18 protein-coding genes are annotated in these 15120 nt (G+C 52.3%); 9 read left to right on the top strand and 9 right to left on the bottom strand.

What is annotated here, in order from left to right:
* The first annotated feature begins 52 nt into the window (after window positions 1-52).
* Entirely contained in the window at window positions 53-526 is a 474-nt protein-coding gene (locus ACFFSY_RS22145; RefSeq protein WP_377498149.1) for an ArsI/CadI family heavy metal resistance metalloenzyme, read from the top strand.
* Between the two features lie 14 nt (window positions 527-540).
* Window positions 541-735 (top strand): hypothetical protein, encoded by a 195-nt coding sequence (locus ACFFSY_RS22140; protein ID WP_377498147.1) that lies wholly within the window; start codon window positions 541-543, stop codon window positions 733-735.
* Between the two features lie 222 nt (window positions 736-957).
* Here the strand turns inward: ACFFSY_RS22140 and ACFFSY_RS22135 are convergent, their stop codons facing one another.
* The 3 genes from ACFFSY_RS22135 to ACFFSY_RS22125 form a co-directional block, all read right to left on the bottom strand.
* On the bottom strand, window positions 958-1125 hold the full coding sequence (locus ACFFSY_RS22135) for a hypothetical protein (protein WP_377498145.1): 168 nt from the start codon (window positions 1123-1125) through the stop codon (window positions 958-960).
* A gap of 24 nt (window positions 1126-1149) precedes the next feature.
* Window positions 1150-2553, bottom strand: coding sequence for an NAD(P)-binding domain-containing protein (locus ACFFSY_RS22130; protein ID WP_377498143.1), 1404 nt, complete (start codon window positions 2551-2553; stop codon window positions 1150-1152).
* 69 nt (window positions 2554-2622) lie between these two features.
* Window positions 2623-3072 (bottom strand): MarR family winged helix-turn-helix transcriptional regulator, encoded by a 450-nt coding sequence (locus ACFFSY_RS22125; protein ID WP_377498141.1) that lies wholly within the window; start codon window positions 3070-3072, stop codon window positions 2623-2625.
* A gap of 151 nt (window positions 3073-3223) precedes the next feature.
* Here ACFFSY_RS22125 and ACFFSY_RS22120 point away from each other — a divergent pair, with 151 nt between their 5' ends.
* Entirely contained in the window at window positions 3224-3748 is a 525-nt protein-coding gene (locus ACFFSY_RS22120) for a SidA/IucD/PvdA family monooxygenase (protein ID WP_377498139.1), read from the top strand.
* On the opposite strand, the gene ACFFSY_RS22115 is transcribed toward ACFFSY_RS22120, so the two are convergent.
* A complete protein-coding gene (locus ACFFSY_RS22115; RefSeq protein ID WP_377498137.1) occupies window positions 3674-4246 on the bottom strand; it encodes a hypothetical protein in 573 nt (190 codons plus the stop codon). The two genes, ACFFSY_RS22120 and ACFFSY_RS22115, sit on opposite strands and share 75 nt — an antisense overlap.
* A 244-nt stretch (window positions 4247-4490) precedes the next feature.
* Here ACFFSY_RS22115 and ACFFSY_RS22110 point away from each other — a divergent pair, with 244 nt between their 5' ends.
* A complete protein-coding gene (locus ACFFSY_RS22110; RefSeq protein WP_377498135.1) occupies window positions 4491-5111 on the top strand; it encodes a hypothetical protein in 621 nt (206 codons plus the stop codon).
* Window positions 5112-5171: 60 nt separating this feature from the next.
* Here the strand turns inward: ACFFSY_RS22110 and msrA are convergent, their stop codons facing one another.
* On the bottom strand, window positions 5172-6158 hold the full coding sequence (msrA, locus tag ACFFSY_RS22105) for a peptide-methionine (S)-S-oxide reductase MsrA (RefSeq protein WP_377498133.1): 987 nt from the start codon (window positions 6156-6158) through the stop codon (window positions 5172-5174).
* 290 nt (window positions 6159-6448) lie between these two features.
* Here msrA and ACFFSY_RS22100 point away from each other — a divergent pair, with 290 nt between their 5' ends.
* Together ACFFSY_RS22100 and ACFFSY_RS22095 are read left to right on the top strand one after the other, a co-directional pair.
* Window positions 6449-7435, top strand: a complete 987-nt coding sequence (locus ACFFSY_RS22100) for a LacI family DNA-binding transcriptional regulator (RefSeq protein ID WP_377498131.1) — start codon at window positions 6449-6451, stop codon at window positions 7433-7435.
* A 55-nt stretch (window positions 7436-7490) separates the two neighbouring features.
* Window positions 7491-8753 carry an MFS transporter gene (locus ACFFSY_RS22095; RefSeq protein ID WP_377498129.1) on the top strand — a complete coding sequence of 421 codons (1263 nt, stop codon included), beginning with the start codon at window positions 7491-7493 and terminating at the stop codon, window positions 8751-8753.
* Window positions 8754-8777: 24 nt separating this feature from the next.
* On the opposite strand, the gene ACFFSY_RS22090 is transcribed toward ACFFSY_RS22095, so the two are convergent.
* Window positions 8778-9338, bottom strand: a complete 561-nt coding sequence (locus ACFFSY_RS22090) for a CGNR zinc finger domain-containing protein (RefSeq protein ID WP_377498127.1) — start codon at window positions 9336-9338, stop codon at window positions 8778-8780.
* Window positions 9339-9474: 136 nt separating this feature from the next.
* Here ACFFSY_RS22090 and ACFFSY_RS22085 point away from each other — a divergent pair, with 136 nt between their 5' ends.
* Entirely contained in the window at window positions 9475-9975 is a 501-nt protein-coding gene (locus ACFFSY_RS22085) for a DinB family protein (protein ID WP_377498125.1), read from the top strand.
* Window positions 9976-10214: 239 nt separating this feature from the next.
* On the opposite strand, the gene ACFFSY_RS22080 is transcribed toward ACFFSY_RS22085, so the two are convergent.
* On the bottom strand, window positions 10215-11018 hold the full coding sequence (locus tag ACFFSY_RS22080; protein ID WP_377498406.1) for an AAC(3) family N-acetyltransferase: 804 nt from the start codon (window positions 11016-11018) through the stop codon (window positions 10215-10217).
* Between the two features lie 229 nt (window positions 11019-11247).
* Between ACFFSY_RS22080 and ACFFSY_RS22075 the strand changes: the two genes are divergently transcribed.
* Window positions 11248-11622, top strand: a complete 375-nt coding sequence (locus tag ACFFSY_RS22075) for a glyoxalase superfamily protein (RefSeq protein ID WP_377498404.1) — start codon at window positions 11248-11250, stop codon at window positions 11620-11622.
* A 49-nt stretch (window positions 11623-11671) separates the two neighbouring features.
* On the opposite strand, the gene ACFFSY_RS22070 is transcribed toward ACFFSY_RS22075, so the two are convergent.
* Together ACFFSY_RS22070 and serC are read right to left on the bottom strand one after the other, a co-directional pair.
* Window positions 11672-12706, bottom strand: a complete 1035-nt coding sequence (locus ACFFSY_RS22070; protein WP_377498123.1) for a serine hydrolase domain-containing protein — start codon at window positions 12704-12706, stop codon at window positions 11672-11674.
* Between the two features lie 92 nt (window positions 12707-12798).
* Window positions 12799-13890, bottom strand: a complete 1092-nt coding sequence (gene serC / locus ACFFSY_RS22065; protein WP_377498121.1) for a 3-phosphoserine/phosphohydroxythreonine transaminase — start codon at window positions 13888-13890, stop codon at window positions 12799-12801.
* A gap of 442 nt (window positions 13891-14332) precedes the next feature.
* Here serC and ACFFSY_RS22060 point away from each other — a divergent pair, with 442 nt between their 5' ends.
* Window positions 14333-15109: an alpha/beta hydrolase gene (locus tag ACFFSY_RS22060; RefSeq protein ID WP_377498119.1), complete on the top strand. Its 777-nt coding sequence runs from the start codon at window positions 14333-14335 to the stop codon at window positions 15107-15109.
* The last annotated feature ends 11 nt before the right edge of the window (window positions 15110-15120 follow it).

Genomic DNA, 15120 nt, shown 5'->3' with positions numbered 1-15120 from the left:
AGCGCACATTCGTATAACAGAATGCGCGCTTCTCCAAAATAGGAGGGATAAGATGGCCATTAAACGAATGCACGTAGCTCTAAACTGCTCCGTTTTGGAGACTTCCCTTGCTTTTTATCGCAGTTTCTTCGGAACAGAACCGAGCAAGGTGAACGAGAATTATGCAAAGTTTGAATTAGATGAACCATCGCTGCATTTCTCATTAAATGTACGGCCGTTTGAGAAAGTTGGAGCACTAAACCACCTAGGGTTTCAAGTTGATAATACGGAAGATGTTCTGGGGATGGGAGAACGCCTCCGTCAAGCCAACTTGTTAACGATCGATGAGATGAACACGACTTGCTGTTACGCCGTGCAAGATAAGGTATGGGAATATGATCCTGACGGTAACGCATGGGAAATTTTCTATACAAAAGAATATTCAGAATTTGAGTCTGCAGGAGAAGCCAGGGACTTGTCACTTTGCTGTGCACCGCCTACATCCGGACCGATAGCAGTAGAATTTACATCCTTCCAACGAAAATAAGAGGAATGATAACAATGCAAAAGAATTACCAGAGCCTTGTGGAAGATAAGATCTTTTTTGGAGGTGCAGCAGATGTTAAAGATATGTTTAAGAATGAAGGCATTAGTGTTGTAGTAGATCTACGTGGCGAAGCAACAGAATGTGCATATGCTAACGACAAATTGAAATGGATCCAGGTTTCGCTAGGAACCACAGGACGAACTGTTTAAGCAGGCCGTAAGACACATTGTAGAGGCCTACAAGGGCGGCCAGAAGGTTGGTTTCCAGTGTGGCGGTGGAAGTGGTAGAACAGGCGCTGTGGCGGTTGGAACACTTATTGAACTCGGCATAAGCCAGACCATTGAAGAGGCAGAGGATCTTGCAAAGTCGATCCGGCCTAAGGTAAACATCAAGCCTCCACAGCGTGAAGCATTGGAGCAGCTTTATAAGGCTTAATAATGAGCTAGAGGCAGACGGTCTACTGATCGTCTGCCTTCGCTATTAACAGCAAGGAGTAGGTTTTCCTTTTTCAGTGTGCTCCACTGCCAATAATTCCGAGCGTTTGCTTCGATCTCAACATTACGCTGCTGCATTAAGTTCTCCACTAAATAATCATTCATTGCAAACAACCCCTTTTGTCATTCTTATTTAGCATTAGATGATCTGCAAGACTCGGATTCAATCTCTTTCTTTGGCCCGCAGCAGTTGCTTGATGAGGAAATAGCTATTGGTTTAACCATAAGCCTCTTAGGTGCTGAGCCGCCGCAACAACTTTCGTTCTGTGTAACGGTTAAAGCAGACTTCGGTACCGAGCATACACCGGTTTCGGGAAGGTGAAGCTTCACTTCACGAGCAGCTATAAAATCCCCAGCTAATGCGGCAACAACGCTACGAGCCTGTTCATATCCAGTTGCAAGCAAAAAAGTTGGTGCGCGGCCGTAGCTTTTGGAACCGAGAATATAGAAGTTCTTTTCTGGTTGGCGCAGCTCAGCCTCGCCATGAGGACGAACAGTGCCACAGCTATGAATATTAGGATCAATGAGCTCTGCCAATTGAGATACAGATTCAATTGCTGAATCAGCTGCATATCGTAGTTCACGGAGGAACGAGAAGTCTGGTCTAGATCCTGTTGCAACGATGATTTCATCGATTTGATTAATGTCGTAATCTTGCCCAGTCTTTGTGCCATGAAGTGAAACCTTACCGGCAGTCTCCTTAACCTGGTGAATACGGAAAGGGGTATGGACCAAAACATTTCCGTTTTGAACATACCGGTTCGCGCGAATCCCCAGTTCTCCACGTGCAGGTAGACCGTCGTTTTCGCCACCCCCAAGAGCCTCAGTAACAGACTGTTTCCTCAACACCCAATGGATCGTTGTTTCGGGAACTTGCAGTTTCAGTTCGTGTAGTAATGAGAGTGACTGGATAGCCGAGTGCCCGCCGCCCACGACAACGATGTTTTTACCTGCATACCGCTCACGGTTAGCTCCTAGAATGTCTGGAATTCCATATGATATGTGATGTGCATGCTCTTGTTCACCTGCAGCTGCATTCCCACTTGCTCCGATTGGATTAGGGCTAAGCCACGTTCCGGTTGCATCGATGACTGCAGAAGCTTCTACATGAAGAGTTTGGCCTTGCTTTTCGTACTCAACAATGAAAGGTACCTGATCACGGCCAGCCGTCTTCATTTTATCGAAGCCTTTGCGATATACAGCTTTTACTGTCGATTCCAGATGGATATGTGGTTGTATTGAACTAAGCTCAGATAATGGATATAAATAGAGATGGATTAACTCCTCGCCTGTAGGCAAATGATCTTGTTGCGGTAAGCTCCAACCTGATTCGACCAGGAGTTCTTTTGCGGCAGAATCGATATTATACTCCCACGGAGAAAACATTCTCACATGCTGCCAACTGTGAATGGCTGCTCCAATATGAGCTCCTCTTTCAAAGAGCATAAAAGGCATCTTTCTTTTAACAAGTTGTGCTGCTGCAGCCATGGCAACCGGACCACCGCCGATAATTGCAGTTGGCAAAGTGTTCATTATTTATCATCCTCCTTGAAGTCATTAATTATTTGCAATTTGCAATTATAACTTTGAAAAAGACCTCCGTTATTTAGGAGGCGGACAACAAGAAGTGGAGGTTTGCATCGCATCGTTGAATAGTTTAATGGAACGAATAACTGTTTCTCTTTCGAATTCGGACATCGTGGAGAGAACACGCTGAAGTTGAGTGTTAACAGTAAGATTAATGTCATTCTCAATCCCAAGTCCTACTGGTGTTAAAGACAAAATGTTGATGCGGTTATCGGCAGGATGAGGCGTTTTCTTTACCAACCCCTTATCTACCAGAGTCTTCACTTGTCTGCTAAAGGTTGTGATATCCATCCCTAAAGCTCCCGCAATCTCCTGCATGGAGGGTTGATGCTGCCGATTGATCTCATACAAGATGTGACTCTGAACAAGAGAAATCTCTTGACCACAACAGTTATCACAGCATTGCTCATTTAATAAGCCGAAGTTTCTTGAAAGAAGTTGAAACAAATTACGTACATTTTCCATCGTAACGACCTCCTGAATCAGTTATAACACTTATATTTGCAATTTGCAAATGATATTGTATAATCGATCCAACAAACCGGTTGAGGAGGTCGTATGATGTTAGATCTGATTATTATTGGGTCAGGACCGTATGGTATTTCAGTAGCCGCACATGCTGTCTCGAGTAACTTGTCTTATATGTTGCTCGGTTATCCGATGGATTTCTGGAAAAATCAGATGCCTCAGAATATGTTTATTCGGACACCACATGACTTGGCAAGCTTCTCTGACTCGCGAGGTATGTTTACGCATAGCTGGCTTCAAACACGTTCCTGAAGTATTTAAGACCTTAGGGCGAGAGTGGCACACACACACGTTAGGCTATACGGATTTTAATGCGTTTAAGGGGAAGGACGTTACGGTTGTTGGCAGCGGACAAAGTGCAGTGCCTGGGAAGCCGCAGCGCTCCTGCATGAATCGGGATAGAAGATGGTTTAACTTCACGAACCGATTTAGTGACATATGTACAAAATACGGGTTTTGTGTAAAAGTAATACCGCCACAAAACGAGAAATCCAGCCATTCTCGCGGATTTCTCGTTTTTCCCGATCTTTTAATTTTATTATGGCACATATTGCTGCACAATCTTCGTTACTACGCCATTCTCGATCGTCAAATGATACGGATAATTTTTTAAATCAATGACATCCGTTTTGTTCAGCGCGTCGGCGAACTCTTTGAACGTAATGGGTTCGTTCCAAACGATATCGAGATCATCGGGATTGCCGGTTTTGTCGTAGATTTGCATGAGAACTTGCGCGTTCGGATCCACGTTAATCGTTTGGACCGATTCGTCGTCGTTAACTATATAATAACCATCAGGCGCTGCATCCAGACCCGAATCCGGTTCGCGTTCCAAAAAAATCCGGTTGGCATCTTGGCCTTCGTACCATTGAATGGCGTCGGTAGTTAATTGATTGCCCTTTAAACTAGTGACATAAGCGGTTTCCGTGTCAGGTGTTTGTTTCACAGGCTGGTAATTATCGCCAACTGCGTAGGCAGCGGAAATATAAACGACCAAACCCGTTAGCAATACTGCTGCGCCGATTGCCGATTTTTTCATAAAAACACCCATCTCCTTCATGTGTACAGCATTAAGTCTCATTACCGCTTGTTCGAGCGCTTGAATCATCATTCGCTCGCTCGATCGCTTAAGTGCGCTCTTGAATGGCGGTCATCATAATTTTGCCGTTGTTACCACTATAAACGATGCGACCTGCCGATTTGTTTCAAAAAGGTTACAGCCGACTCAAGAAATTGTTAAAGCTGCACTCGAGCGTTTACTGCGCTACTAGTTACATACGAACTTCTAGACTCCTGACCGCATAAGCTATGCTGACTAATGCACGCCCAATCGGAAAGGAGCTAATCGAACCGATATGTATGATGCCACTGCCTATCCGCCGCGCGGCTTCCAGCAGCCGCCTGCGGGCACGCCGTTCACGCCACCGGGAAATCCTTTATCCACGCCCCTCTCTCCTATCCCATCTCAGCCTTTCATCCCGGGCACATTGACGCCGCAGCAGCCAGGCCAACTGCCCTTTGTTCCCGGAACACTAACACCGCCATTCCCGACGCAGCAGCAGCCTGGCGGGCTTGTCCCGCCTACGCAACCCGGCACATTGACGCAAGCTAATATCGCTGGGCTTCTCGCCTCTCAGCCCAGACCGCAAGGCGCGCCGCCGGCGGCGATGTTAGGCGTCTATCAGCTGCTGAAATCGAATCCCGGGTTGCTGCGCCTCTTTATTCAGCAGCGCCCCCAAACCCTACAGAACGCCCTTCAACTCGCACAAACCGGCAGTTTCACGCCTCGAGCAGACGACGATGATCGCGTCATCACGGGATCCTGCTACTTCCGCTGGACGCTGGCCTTCACCTTCACCGACGTTTTTCTCATCTGGCCAGTCACGAATTTCTTCGGCTTCGTCGTCGGCTATTGTGCGCCGTTCTCGACGCCTTGTGCTGTGCCCGACTTTCAAGTTTTATTCTCGGTATGCTAGATTTATCCCTTTATCAACACAAAAACACGCCAGCATTGGCGTGTTTTTTGGGCATGTAATCTATTCTTCCTCATCAAACAACTTACGGTAAGCGCCGTAACCTTCCTTCTCCAGATCCGCCTTCGGAATAAACCGAAGCGCAGCCGAATTGATGCAATAACGTAAGCCCCCGGCCTCGATCGGTCCATCCTCGAAGACGTGTCCCAGGTGGGAATCCGCCTGGCTGCTGCGTACCTCGATCCGTACCATGCCATGGGTCAAATCTTCATGCTCGGTTACGGTGCCGCCCGAGATTGGCTTGGTGAAGCTTGGCCAGCCGCAGCCGGAGTCGTATTTGTCCATTGAGGTGAAAAGTGGATCGCCGGAGACGATGTCCACGTACAAACCATCTTCGTGATTATTCCAGAACTCGTTGCGGAATGGCGGTTCCGTCGCGCTGTTCTGCGTGACCTCGTACTGCATTTTGGTCAAACGCTGCTTCAGCTCAGCTTTGTCCAGATCGTTGTTCCAATGCGACTTAAGGAAAGCGTCGCGGCCGGAGCCCTTCCGATACATTTTATAACGGAACGGATTCTTCTTATGGTAGTCCTGGTGATATTCTTCCGCTGGATAAAAGGTCGTCGCCGGGACGATCTCGGTCACGATCGGCTTCGAAAACCGGCCGCTGGCGGCAAGTTCAACCTTGGAGGCTTCAGCCTGATTCCGCTGCTCCTCCGTGTAATAGAATATGCCCGTCCGATAGGACGAACCGCGGTCATAGAATTGTCCGCCTTCGTCGGTCGGATCGACGCTGCGCCAGAAAATATCAAGCAGCTTCTCATACGGCATTAGCTCAGGATCATATGCGATCTGTACGGCTTCCGCATGACCGGTCGTCTCGCTGCACACCTGTTCATAGGTTGGATGTTCGATATGCCCGCCGATGTAACCGGACGTAACGCGGATGACGCCGGGCATCTCCTCGAACGGCGTTACCATGCACCAGAAGCATCCTCCGGCGAAGACCGCCAGCTCTTCGCGCGGCGATGGTGATTGTTGTTCTTGCATAGCCAAGGATCCTCCTTCTCATTTCGTATTCTCTTATGATACACCAGAATGGGATCGAGTTAAAACTCGACCGGACTCTCTGCGCAACTTAGATTCCATAATAATAGTTATGTAAACTAAAATACAATACAATCTTCATTGCTGATTCGAGAATTTTTTTGAAATCCCGCACTTACGATCTGCTGTCAACCCTCAGTCCCTTAATCGTGCCCCAACAGCCACTAGACATCGCCCTCCTTCCGTGCTATCGTTAACTTAAACGATTAAGTGAAGCGATTGGAGGTGTTCCCATGAAAAAAACGACGATGAAAGACATTGCCCGCGAAGCCGGCGTCTCCGTCGCAACCGTCAGCTATATTCTAAATGACGTGCAGAATCAGAAAATCCCCGATGAAACCAAATGCCTCGTGCGCGAGACGGCCAAGCGGTTGAATTACGTGCCGAACCTGATGGCCAAGTCGCTCGTGAAAGGTCAGACGAAAATGATCGGCATTTTGGTCAACCGGCTGCCGGACGAAGCTTATTGGCGCAACGTGCCGCGTCAACAGTTCATCGCGGAGCTCGAGAACCTGCTCACTGCGCAAGGCTATCATGTCATCGTGGCGTCGCTCGACGCGAATGATCCGCTGCTGGACATCGTGCTCGAACGCAAATTGGATGGCGTCTTCCTACTGGACGTGAAGGAGACGGCATTCTACGCGATCTCCGAACGATTCCCGATGGGCGTTCCGCTTGTCGTGATCGACAGTATTATCGATGATAATCTGTTTCATAAAATCGTTCCGGACTATGGCGAGCTCGTTCGACGGGTACTAGCCAGGCTTCAAGACCGCAACCGCATAACCAACAATACAAGTGAGTTGTCTGTCGCGATTCTAGCCGAACGGTTCCATAACGACGGCGTAAATAAACTCATTCAAGACAGTCTCCTCCGTCTGGCGGGAAGTGATCCCGTCCATTCGCTCCTGGTTATGGACACGGACATAGCAGCAGTCGAAGTTTTCCTGATGCAGCAAGCTAAGGAACGTCGCGTCGTTGTCGTGATTGGTGAATTGCTCGGCGTCATCGCCGCGCGGTACATCGCACACGAGCAGCTAGCCGTGGTTTGCTTGAACGGGATGGAAAGTCTCCTGCCTCCTGCTGTTGCAACGGTTGCTGTTCAGCCGATAAAAGCGCAAACCGCATGCACGCTTATGATGCAGCATCTGAAGCTCCAAATTCCAAACGACTCACCAAAAATGATCTGGATCTCGGCAAACGAATCGGCTACAGTATAGCGCGTTTGCCTTTTCTTCACATAACTTAAACGATTAAGTAAGGAGTTGTCCTCCCATGTTCGTCCCTACTTCGCCAGAGGCGGAAGACGCGGCGGGCTCGCTAGTCCGATCCGTGCCTTTGCACCGTAATCGCAAGTTCATGCTGCTATTCACCGGATCTACGTTGTCGGTGTTCGGCAATTGCTTTCACAGCATCGCCCTCAATCTATGGGTGCTCCAAACTACGGGCAGCGCGGCTAAGATGTCGCTTATTACCGTTACTCATATGATAGCTAGTCTGCTGCTCGGTTCCTTCGCCGGCACGATCGCCGATCGGTTGAACCGCAGACTCTTAATGATGATCTGCGATTCCTCCCGGTTCTTGATCGTGAGCGGAATCGCGCTGGTTATGGCTCACTTGGATCAGCCGTTCATGTGGATCGTGGCGCTATCCGCATTATCCGCCGTCGCAGGTTTATTGCAATCGCCTTCTTCGCAAGCGAGCATCACGGATTTGGTCGGCCGGGATCGCGTACAGCAGGCAGCCGGCTTGATGAACATCGCCGATAACGCAGCCCGGATATCGGGACTTGCGATCGGCGGCTACATCGTCGCCCAGTTCGGCGGCGTTATTGCCATCGTGACGGACGCCATTCTGTTCGGCTTATCCGCTCTGCTCGTATTCGCAGCGGGCACATTCCCGCAAGCGGAACGCGCGCAGACCGAGCAGAACAGTTTTCGCCAAGATTGGCTGGAAGGGATTAAGCGAGTATGGGCCGATCCATTCGCCAGAGGCGTCACGTTCCTGACGACGTTCGTCATCTTGTTCTTTGTCGCGAATCTGATGCTCATTCAGGTAATGGCGGTTAAAGTCTGGCAGGCCAGCCCCATTCATTTTGGTCTGATCGAAGCGGCTATCCCGCTCGGCTATGCAATCGGGGCGGTTACGATAATGGGGTTGTCCAAAAGTCCTCGACGTCGCGGCCATCTCATACTCGGAAGCATGCTGGCGATGGGACCGCTCTATATCGCGATCGCGATGATGCCGCAGGCTGCCGCCGCGATTCCGCTCATTCTCGTCGTCGGGACGTTCTTCTCGTTCTGCACGCTTCTCGTGAATGTGATCATGCGCGTCGAGGTGCCATCCGAGCTGCAAGGACGCATGTTCGGTATATTAGGCTCGCTTACGAGCGTCGCGCCCCCGCTGGGCCTTACGATTATGGCGGCCATGGCGGACGGCTTCGGAGCGTCGAACGTGCTGCTGTTTAGCGGCGTGGGATTAATCGCGGTTGCCAGCGCTGCATGGCTCTGGCTGAAGCCGATACGACGGTACCAATAACGTAAATTCGAGGCAAGGCGAACCTCACTGTTCGTCTGGCTTTGCACCCGTCTTGATTTTGGCCCGGAAACGCCGGACCTTCATCAGGTTCCCGCACAGTTTGTCGTCGCAGTATCGTTTCGTCCGATTGCGTGTTTCATCCAAGAACACCCATAAGCAGTTCGGATTATCGCAAAATTTGATCCGGGACGGTTCCCCTTCAGCAGTGAATTGGGCGAAACTATCTGCGAACGCCGCCGTTAGCGTATCCCAATTCTTCAAGAGCGTCTCTTCGGTAAGCACGAGGCGCTCTTCCCGCTTCATCAGGCGCTTGCGGTAACCCCCTGCTGCCATCCACCCATTCAACCGCTCAATCGCATCAAGCGTCAACCCGCTATTCTGCTGCAGGTGGCGCGCCCAATTATGAAGCTCCGATCTTAAGTGCACCAGCTTCTCCACCTGATCTTCGGACGGATAAGGAAGCTCCCCCCACCCTAGTTGAGCCGCGAACTTCTGCCGCCACTCCAAGTCCATTAATTTATCGGTAAGATGGCCGTCACCTTTCCAATCCCGCCACTCGCTGTTCAATAGTTCGATCCATAACATCGGGATATTCTCCTTAAGTAACGATTAAATTTCGGATTAGGTAGTTACATTTCATCCTTCTTTCGGTTATAATCCCATTGTAACGCTTTAAAGTTCAGAACACTAGTTACACATTTTGAGTAATTGGAGGGTTCTCGTGAGCGCGATACATGCGAATCAACTGATAGTCCAATTCGAACACGCATGGGAGAAACTAGCTTGGAACGTTCCGTTCAAGACCGCGATCGAGGGGTTGAACGAACAAGAAGCCGAATGGAAGCCGGTCGAGTCCGTCAATTCGATTCGTCAAATCGTGAAGCATTGCCTGTTCTATAATGAGCGGATGCTATACCGTCTTCGCGGATTGCCGATCCCGGAACGTCTTAAGAGAGAAACGAATACCGCGACTTTCCATGCCGACACGGATGAGTCCGGTCAGGCCGGCTGGGAGGCGGAATGTGCGAGAGCGATCGGAATATTCGAGCAGATTCGCGCAGCGCTCGCGGAAGCGACGGCCGAGAAGCTCGACGAATCATTAGGAGAAACGACTTTGGGCAACGAATTGAGCCTTTGGGTGATGCACGACGCCTTTCATTCCGGCCAAATCGTACTGCTGCGCAAACAAATGGGCAAATGGAAATCGCCATACGAAGCATGACTCACGGACACTTCGTCACCTAGATTCCATAAACATAATTATGTAAACTAAAATATCAGTCCCCGATTCATCAATCGAACCTTCCCCCATCCACTACTGCGCACCGATGACCGGTCGCTCCCCGTATTCGTCCTACGAACTCGCCTGCTCTGGCGCGGCTGACTTCCCCTCCCATGCCGCTATCTCTTCGCACAAAAGCCTCCTGATCCAACGATATGGACAGGAGGCTTCTTCCCTATCTAGCGGTATTTCTCCATCCATTCCACCGCGAAATCCACGAGCGCGCGGACTGGCATTAGCTTGACTTCGGCATCTCCGATGTTACGACATGACGTAAGCCCGCTCTCCTTCTCGAAAGCATCTCCAATCACCTCGAAATCTTCGGTGGTCAGCGCGATATCGTGGAACGTCCGCCACTGCCGGTTGCCGTCCACGAAGACGGGGGCGCTGCTTGAGACGAACGCCTTGCTGCCATAACGGGCGCGATATTCCGCCAGATGCAGCGACGTATTGCTCGAGTGGCCGGCTCCGAGCAGCAGAACGCGCGCGTCGTCCTCATACAGCTTCGCTAGCGGAGATTGTTCTCCAAGTCCATCATCGTATGCATGCCCGGATGTCAACCATTCGGCTTTGGGACCGCGCGCGCAGAACGATACTTGCGGATGTCCGCTTCGAAGTGTACCTGTCTGCTTGCGGAACGTCTCGGCAACCGTGCCAATTCCGTATGTAGGCGTCAGACATCGATCGAAGGCAGGCATATTCTCGCGGATGTCTGACCACCACGCCTGCGGAACAGGCGGATTCTCCCACTTAGCCGGGTCGGAGAGATCGCCGCTGTGAGCGGGCATGACGATCGTCCCTTCTTCTCCCACCGCCGCTTCAATGCCGAGAATGAGGGCAGGCGCCCCGCCGATCAGGAACCGATTGAACGCTTTGATCGACGAGTGCACGATTAACGTATCGCCTTCGCATACGCCAAGCTCCAATAGTTCATCCATGATCGCAACCGCGCTAAGCGGGTCATGTTGTTCGCTGAATGTCATCAACTGAATCTTTCTCCCTTATGTCCATGGTAGCTTATTTCCTACCACCATATAACAGGGAAAAGGCAGGCGTCAACTTGAACAATCCACTATTTTGGCGTACCACAGCTGCAGGGATGCGCCTTCCGCAACTTGACAGTCCAGGACCGGAATGACACGATAATCTTGCATAGATTACCAATAGATATGGAGGCTGGTTCACGTGTCAGAAGCAATCGCCGCAACCAAATTGAACGCAATCGTGCCCATCTTTCGCATCTTCGATATTCCGAAGGCGATTGAATTTTACTGCGAATATTTGGGCTTTCAGAAGGATTGGGAGCATCGCTTCGGCGAGAACTTCCCGCTGTATATGCAGGTATCGCGGGACGGACTGGCCCTGCACCTGTCCGAGCATCACGGCGACGCCACGCCAGGGTCGGCGATCATCTTGCAGATGAGCGGCATTCGCGCATTTCACCAACAACTGCACGCGTCCGATTACCGCTATGCCAAGCCGGGGTTGGAGACGACGCCATGGGGAAGCTTGGACGTCTCTGTCACCGACCCGTTCGGCAACCGGATTGTGTTCAGCGAGACTGATCCGTCGCCAGATTCCCAATGAGTTGCCGACGGGCAAGCATGCATCCAGCGTCTGCTCCCTCATTGGTTAACTACTCCATCACGGGCAGCAAATGCTCGAACAGCACTTTTTTCGCATAGATCGCCTCGCTCTTGTCCGTCGGTTCCTTGCGCATCGCCGCAACCAGCTTCATCTCTGGAACGAGGAAGATGTACTGTCCGCCATACCCTTTGGCAAAATAACAGTCGATATGGCCATTATGCGACTGTGGAGAAACCCACCAGTGATAGCCGTAGGCCCCGAAGATCGGCGGTTCGTAGTGGCTGAAGCCTTTATGGTGCTGTCTCAACGATTCGCTCACCCAAGTCTCGGTTACGATCTGCTCGCCCATCCAGCGGCCTCCGTTCAAGTAGAGCAGCCCGAATCTTGCCATATCCCGGCTCGTCAGATGCAGTCCGGCGCCGCCTTCATGCACGCCTGCCGATTCGTTCCATCTCGGCTTGCGGAAGCCGAGTCTGCGGAACAAATGCTCATCCGCATAATCGTAGACGCTTTGCCTCGCTGCTCTTCGCAAAATCGCCGATAACAGGTGCGACCCGCCGGAATTGTACGTGAACACCTCGCCGGGCACATGGCCGATTGGACGCTCCCAGACATATTGCACCCAGTCGCCCGTTCGTTTCATCGCCCAGTATGGCTTATCGAATTCCGGCCAATCGAACCCGGGCGTCATCGTCAGCAGATGCCGGATGCGGATGTCGCGTTTACGCGGGTCGTCATCCGCAAGCCGAATATCGTCGAAATAATCAATCGCCGCGTCGTCCAGACTGCCGATCTCTCCGCGCGCGAGCGCGATGCCGATGAGCGCCGAGAGCACGCTTTTCGTGCAGGAATAGATTGCGCCGAGCTTGTCTTGACCGCTCTCGTGATAATCGAGCGCGAGCTGGCCGTCTTTGACGACGACGACGTCTTTGATTTTCCAAGTCTTGCACGCCTTCAGCAGTTCGTCCAGCGCCTCGCCGGCAAGGCCGAAGCGCTCTGGACGCGCTTCGGATTGGAGCGGATCGGTCAGCGTCGCATGCATCGTTGTCAGCTCCTTCATCCGGTTTTGTTTATCTTTTACCACCGCTGCCTCATTCATGAAAAGCGCCTTGATAGGCTCGGCCGCTAGCAGCCCACAGACCGTACGGCAGACCGTGCCTATCAAGGCCGTACCGATTAGCCGTGCGTTCGCACAAACTCGCGCATGAACGCCGCCAAATCGATGCACGATTGCTCCGGCACCGCATTGTAAGCCGATGCCCGCAAGCCGCCGACGCTCCGGTGTCCGGCCAATCCTTCGAAGCCGTTCCGTTCCGCCTGTTCAAGGAACAACCGCTCCAGCTCCTCGTTCGGCAGCTTCCACGTGATGTTCATATCCGAACGGACCTCGGCGGCGGCAATCCCTTCATAGAACCCGCCGCTTGCGTCGATCGCGTCATAGAGCCGTTTCGCTTTCTGCGCGTTCCGTTCGCCCAGCTTCGCAGCTCCGCCCTGCTTCCGCGTCCATTCCAGCACGAGCATCATCATCCAGATGGCGTGAACGGGCGGCGTGTTATACAGCGATTCGTTCTTCGCGAACGTATCGTAGCGGAATATGAGCGGCAGATCTGCTTTCGCGCTGCGTTCAAGCAGATCTCGCCGAAGGATGACGGCCGTTACGCCAGCGGGACCTAGATTCTTCTGAGCCGAAGCATACAGGAGCCCGAAGCGCGCATAATCAAGCGGACGGCTCAAGATGTCGCTCGTCATGTCGCCGATCAGCGGCACGTTCTCAGGTACGTCCGGCAGCTCGCGCAGCTGCGTGCCTTCGATCGTGTTGTTGGTCGTGATATGCAAATATGCCGCATTCTCCGCAAGACGGATCTCCTCCCGCTTCGGAATATCGCGCCAGCCCGTCTGCTTAGACGTGGCCGCGGCATGAGCGCTCCCGGCGCGTATCGCCTCCTGATACGCCTTCTCGGCGAAGCTGCCGCTTAGCACGTAGCTGCCCGGCGCATCAGCGGTGGCGAGATTCATCGGAATCAGCCCGAATTGCGCGCTGGCGCCTCCGGCCATGAATAGCGTCTCGTACCGATCGTCCAGCCCGAGCAGCTCTAGGAGAAGCTCGCGCGTATGGGAGACGATGCGTTCCACCTCGGGCGAACGGTGGGACATCTCCATGAGGGACATCCCCCGATTACCGTACTCAACCGCCTCTTCATGCGCTTGCCTGAGTACCTCCAGGGGCAGCGCCGCCGGTCCTGGGTTGAAATTATGCCGTCTGTTCATCGTTCTTCTCCGCCTTTCGCAAGAAAAATAAAGACGCTCCTTCATCCCTGAATTGGGACGAGGAGCGTCTGCTCGCGGTGCCACCCAACTTGACCGGCTGCCGATATCTCGGTTGGCCGATCCGCTTTGGTCCGCTATAACGGGCGAAACCCGGTTCACTTAGGCTAACGGATGCGTCATGCATCGCGCGCTTGACGAGAACGCCTCCGAGTTGGATGCTCTTCAACGGCGTAATGACGGTGTAAAGTTAAATTTGATTATACTCGGACCTTCGGCGATGTCAATGCGGACGCGGGAATTATTTGCATGCCAATCGACGACGACTTTAACTTGCCAAGCTGCTTCGCTTGCCCGCTGGTGGTACAATGGATGAGGATGTCTAACTAGGGACGTCCATCTACCCCTACAATCCAGCAATCATTCGAAGGAGGCTTATCGTTACATGGCACTCATGCAATGCGATTTCTATTCCGAAACGCTAGGTGTATCCGCCTCAATGAACGTGATCCTGCCGCAGCGCACGACGACGCAAATCGGGATGTCGTCCGCCAGCTCCGGCGAAACGCGCCATCCCGTGCTCTATCTGCTCCACGGCTTGTCCGACGATCATACGATATGGCTGCGCCGCACCTCCATCGAACGTTACGTCGCTCCGCTTGGCATCGCGGTCGTCATGCCGGCTGTCGGCCGCTCCTTCTACGCCAACATGAAGCAAGGATACGACTACTGGGATTTCATCAGCGAAGAGCTGCCAGCCTTAGCCCGCTCCTTCTTCCCGATCTCGGAGAAGCGGGAGGACAACTTCGTGGCCGGCTTATCGATGGGCGGCTATGGCGCCTTCAAGCTGGCCTTGTCGCATCCGGACCGATTCGCGGCAGCCGCCAGCTTGTCGGGCGCGCTGGATGCCCGCTTCTTCATCCAGGAGCACGAAGAAGAAGCCGCTCGCATCTTCGGCAGCATGAGCGAATTTAACGGCAGCGGCAACGACCTCTTCCATCTGGCCAAACTGCGCGCCGCAGAAGGATCCGCCAAGCTGCCGCAATTATACCAGTGCTGCGGAACGGAGGATTTCCTGTACGAGGACAACGTGAAGTTCCGAGATGAAGCGCTTCGGCTCGGTCTGCCGCTTACCTACGATGAAGGACCCGGCGAGCACGAGTGGGGCTACTGGGATCATCACATTCAACGCGTGCTAGAATGGCTGCCTTTGGCCAAGTAAGGGACATAGTC

It is taken from the genome of Paenibacillus aurantiacus (genome assembly GCF_042431225.1).
Taxonomy (GTDB): Bacteria; Bacillota; Bacilli; order Paenibacillales; family Paenibacillaceae; genus Paenibacillus_Z; species Paenibacillus_Z aurantiacus.
This window is presented reverse-complemented; position numbering and strand designations above follow the sequence as displayed.

Excerpts from the sequence above, each read along its gene's own strand:
- ACFFSY_RS22095 (WP_377498129.1), top strand. The coding sequence starts at position 7,491 with ATGTTCGTCCCTACTTCGCCAGAGGCGGAAGACGCGGCGGGCTCGCTA.
- ACFFSY_RS22140 (WP_377498147.1), top strand. The coding sequence starts at position 541 with ATGCAAAAGAATTACCAGAGCCTTGTGGAAGATAAGATCTTTTTTGGA.
- ACFFSY_RS22090 (WP_377498127.1), bottom strand. The coding sequence starts at position 9,338 with ATGTTATGGATCGAACTATTGAACAGCGAGTGGCGGGATTGGAAAGGT.
- ACFFSY_RS22120 (WP_377498139.1), top strand. The coding sequence starts at position 3,224 with ATGCTGTCTCGAGTAACTTGTCTTATATGTTGCTCGGTTATCCGATGG.
- ACFFSY_RS22100 (WP_377498131.1), top strand. The coding sequence starts at position 6,449 with ATGAAAAAAACGACGATGAAAGACATTGCCCGCGAAGCCGGCGTCTCC.
- ACFFSY_RS22130 (WP_377498143.1), bottom strand. The coding sequence starts at position 2,553 with ATGAACACTTTGCCAACTGCAATTATCGGCGGTGGTCCGGTTGCCATG.
- ACFFSY_RS22080 (WP_377498406.1), bottom strand. The coding sequence starts at position 11,018 with ATGACATTCAGCGAACAACATGACCCGCTTAGCGCGGTTGCGATCATG.
- ACFFSY_RS22060 (WP_377498119.1), top strand. The coding sequence starts at position 14,333 with ATGGCACTCATGCAATGCGATTTCTATTCCGAAACGCTAGGTGTATCC.
- ACFFSY_RS22125 (WP_377498141.1), bottom strand. The coding sequence starts at position 3,072 with ATGGAAAATGTACGTAATTTGTTTCAACTTCTTTCAAGAAACTTCGGC.
- ACFFSY_RS22135 (WP_377498145.1), bottom strand. The coding sequence starts at position 1,125 with ATGAATGATTATTTAGTGGAGAACTTAATGCAGCAGCGTAATGTTGAG.
- msrA (WP_377498133.1), bottom strand. The coding sequence starts at position 6,158 with ATGCAAGAACAACAATCACCATCGCCGCGCGAAGAGCTGGCGGTCTTC.
- ACFFSY_RS22145 (WP_377498149.1), top strand. The coding sequence starts at position 53 with ATGGCCATTAAACGAATGCACGTAGCTCTAAACTGCTCCGTTTTGGAG.
- ACFFSY_RS22115 (WP_377498137.1), bottom strand. The coding sequence starts at position 4,246 with ATGATGATTCAAGCGCTCGAACAAGCGGTAATGAGACTTAATGCTGTA.
- ACFFSY_RS22110 (WP_377498135.1), top strand. The coding sequence starts at position 4,491 with ATGTATGATGCCACTGCCTATCCGCCGCGCGGCTTCCAGCAGCCGCCT.
- serC (WP_377498121.1), bottom strand. The coding sequence starts at position 13,890 with ATGAACAGACGGCATAATTTCAACCCAGGACCGGCGGCGCTGCCCCTG.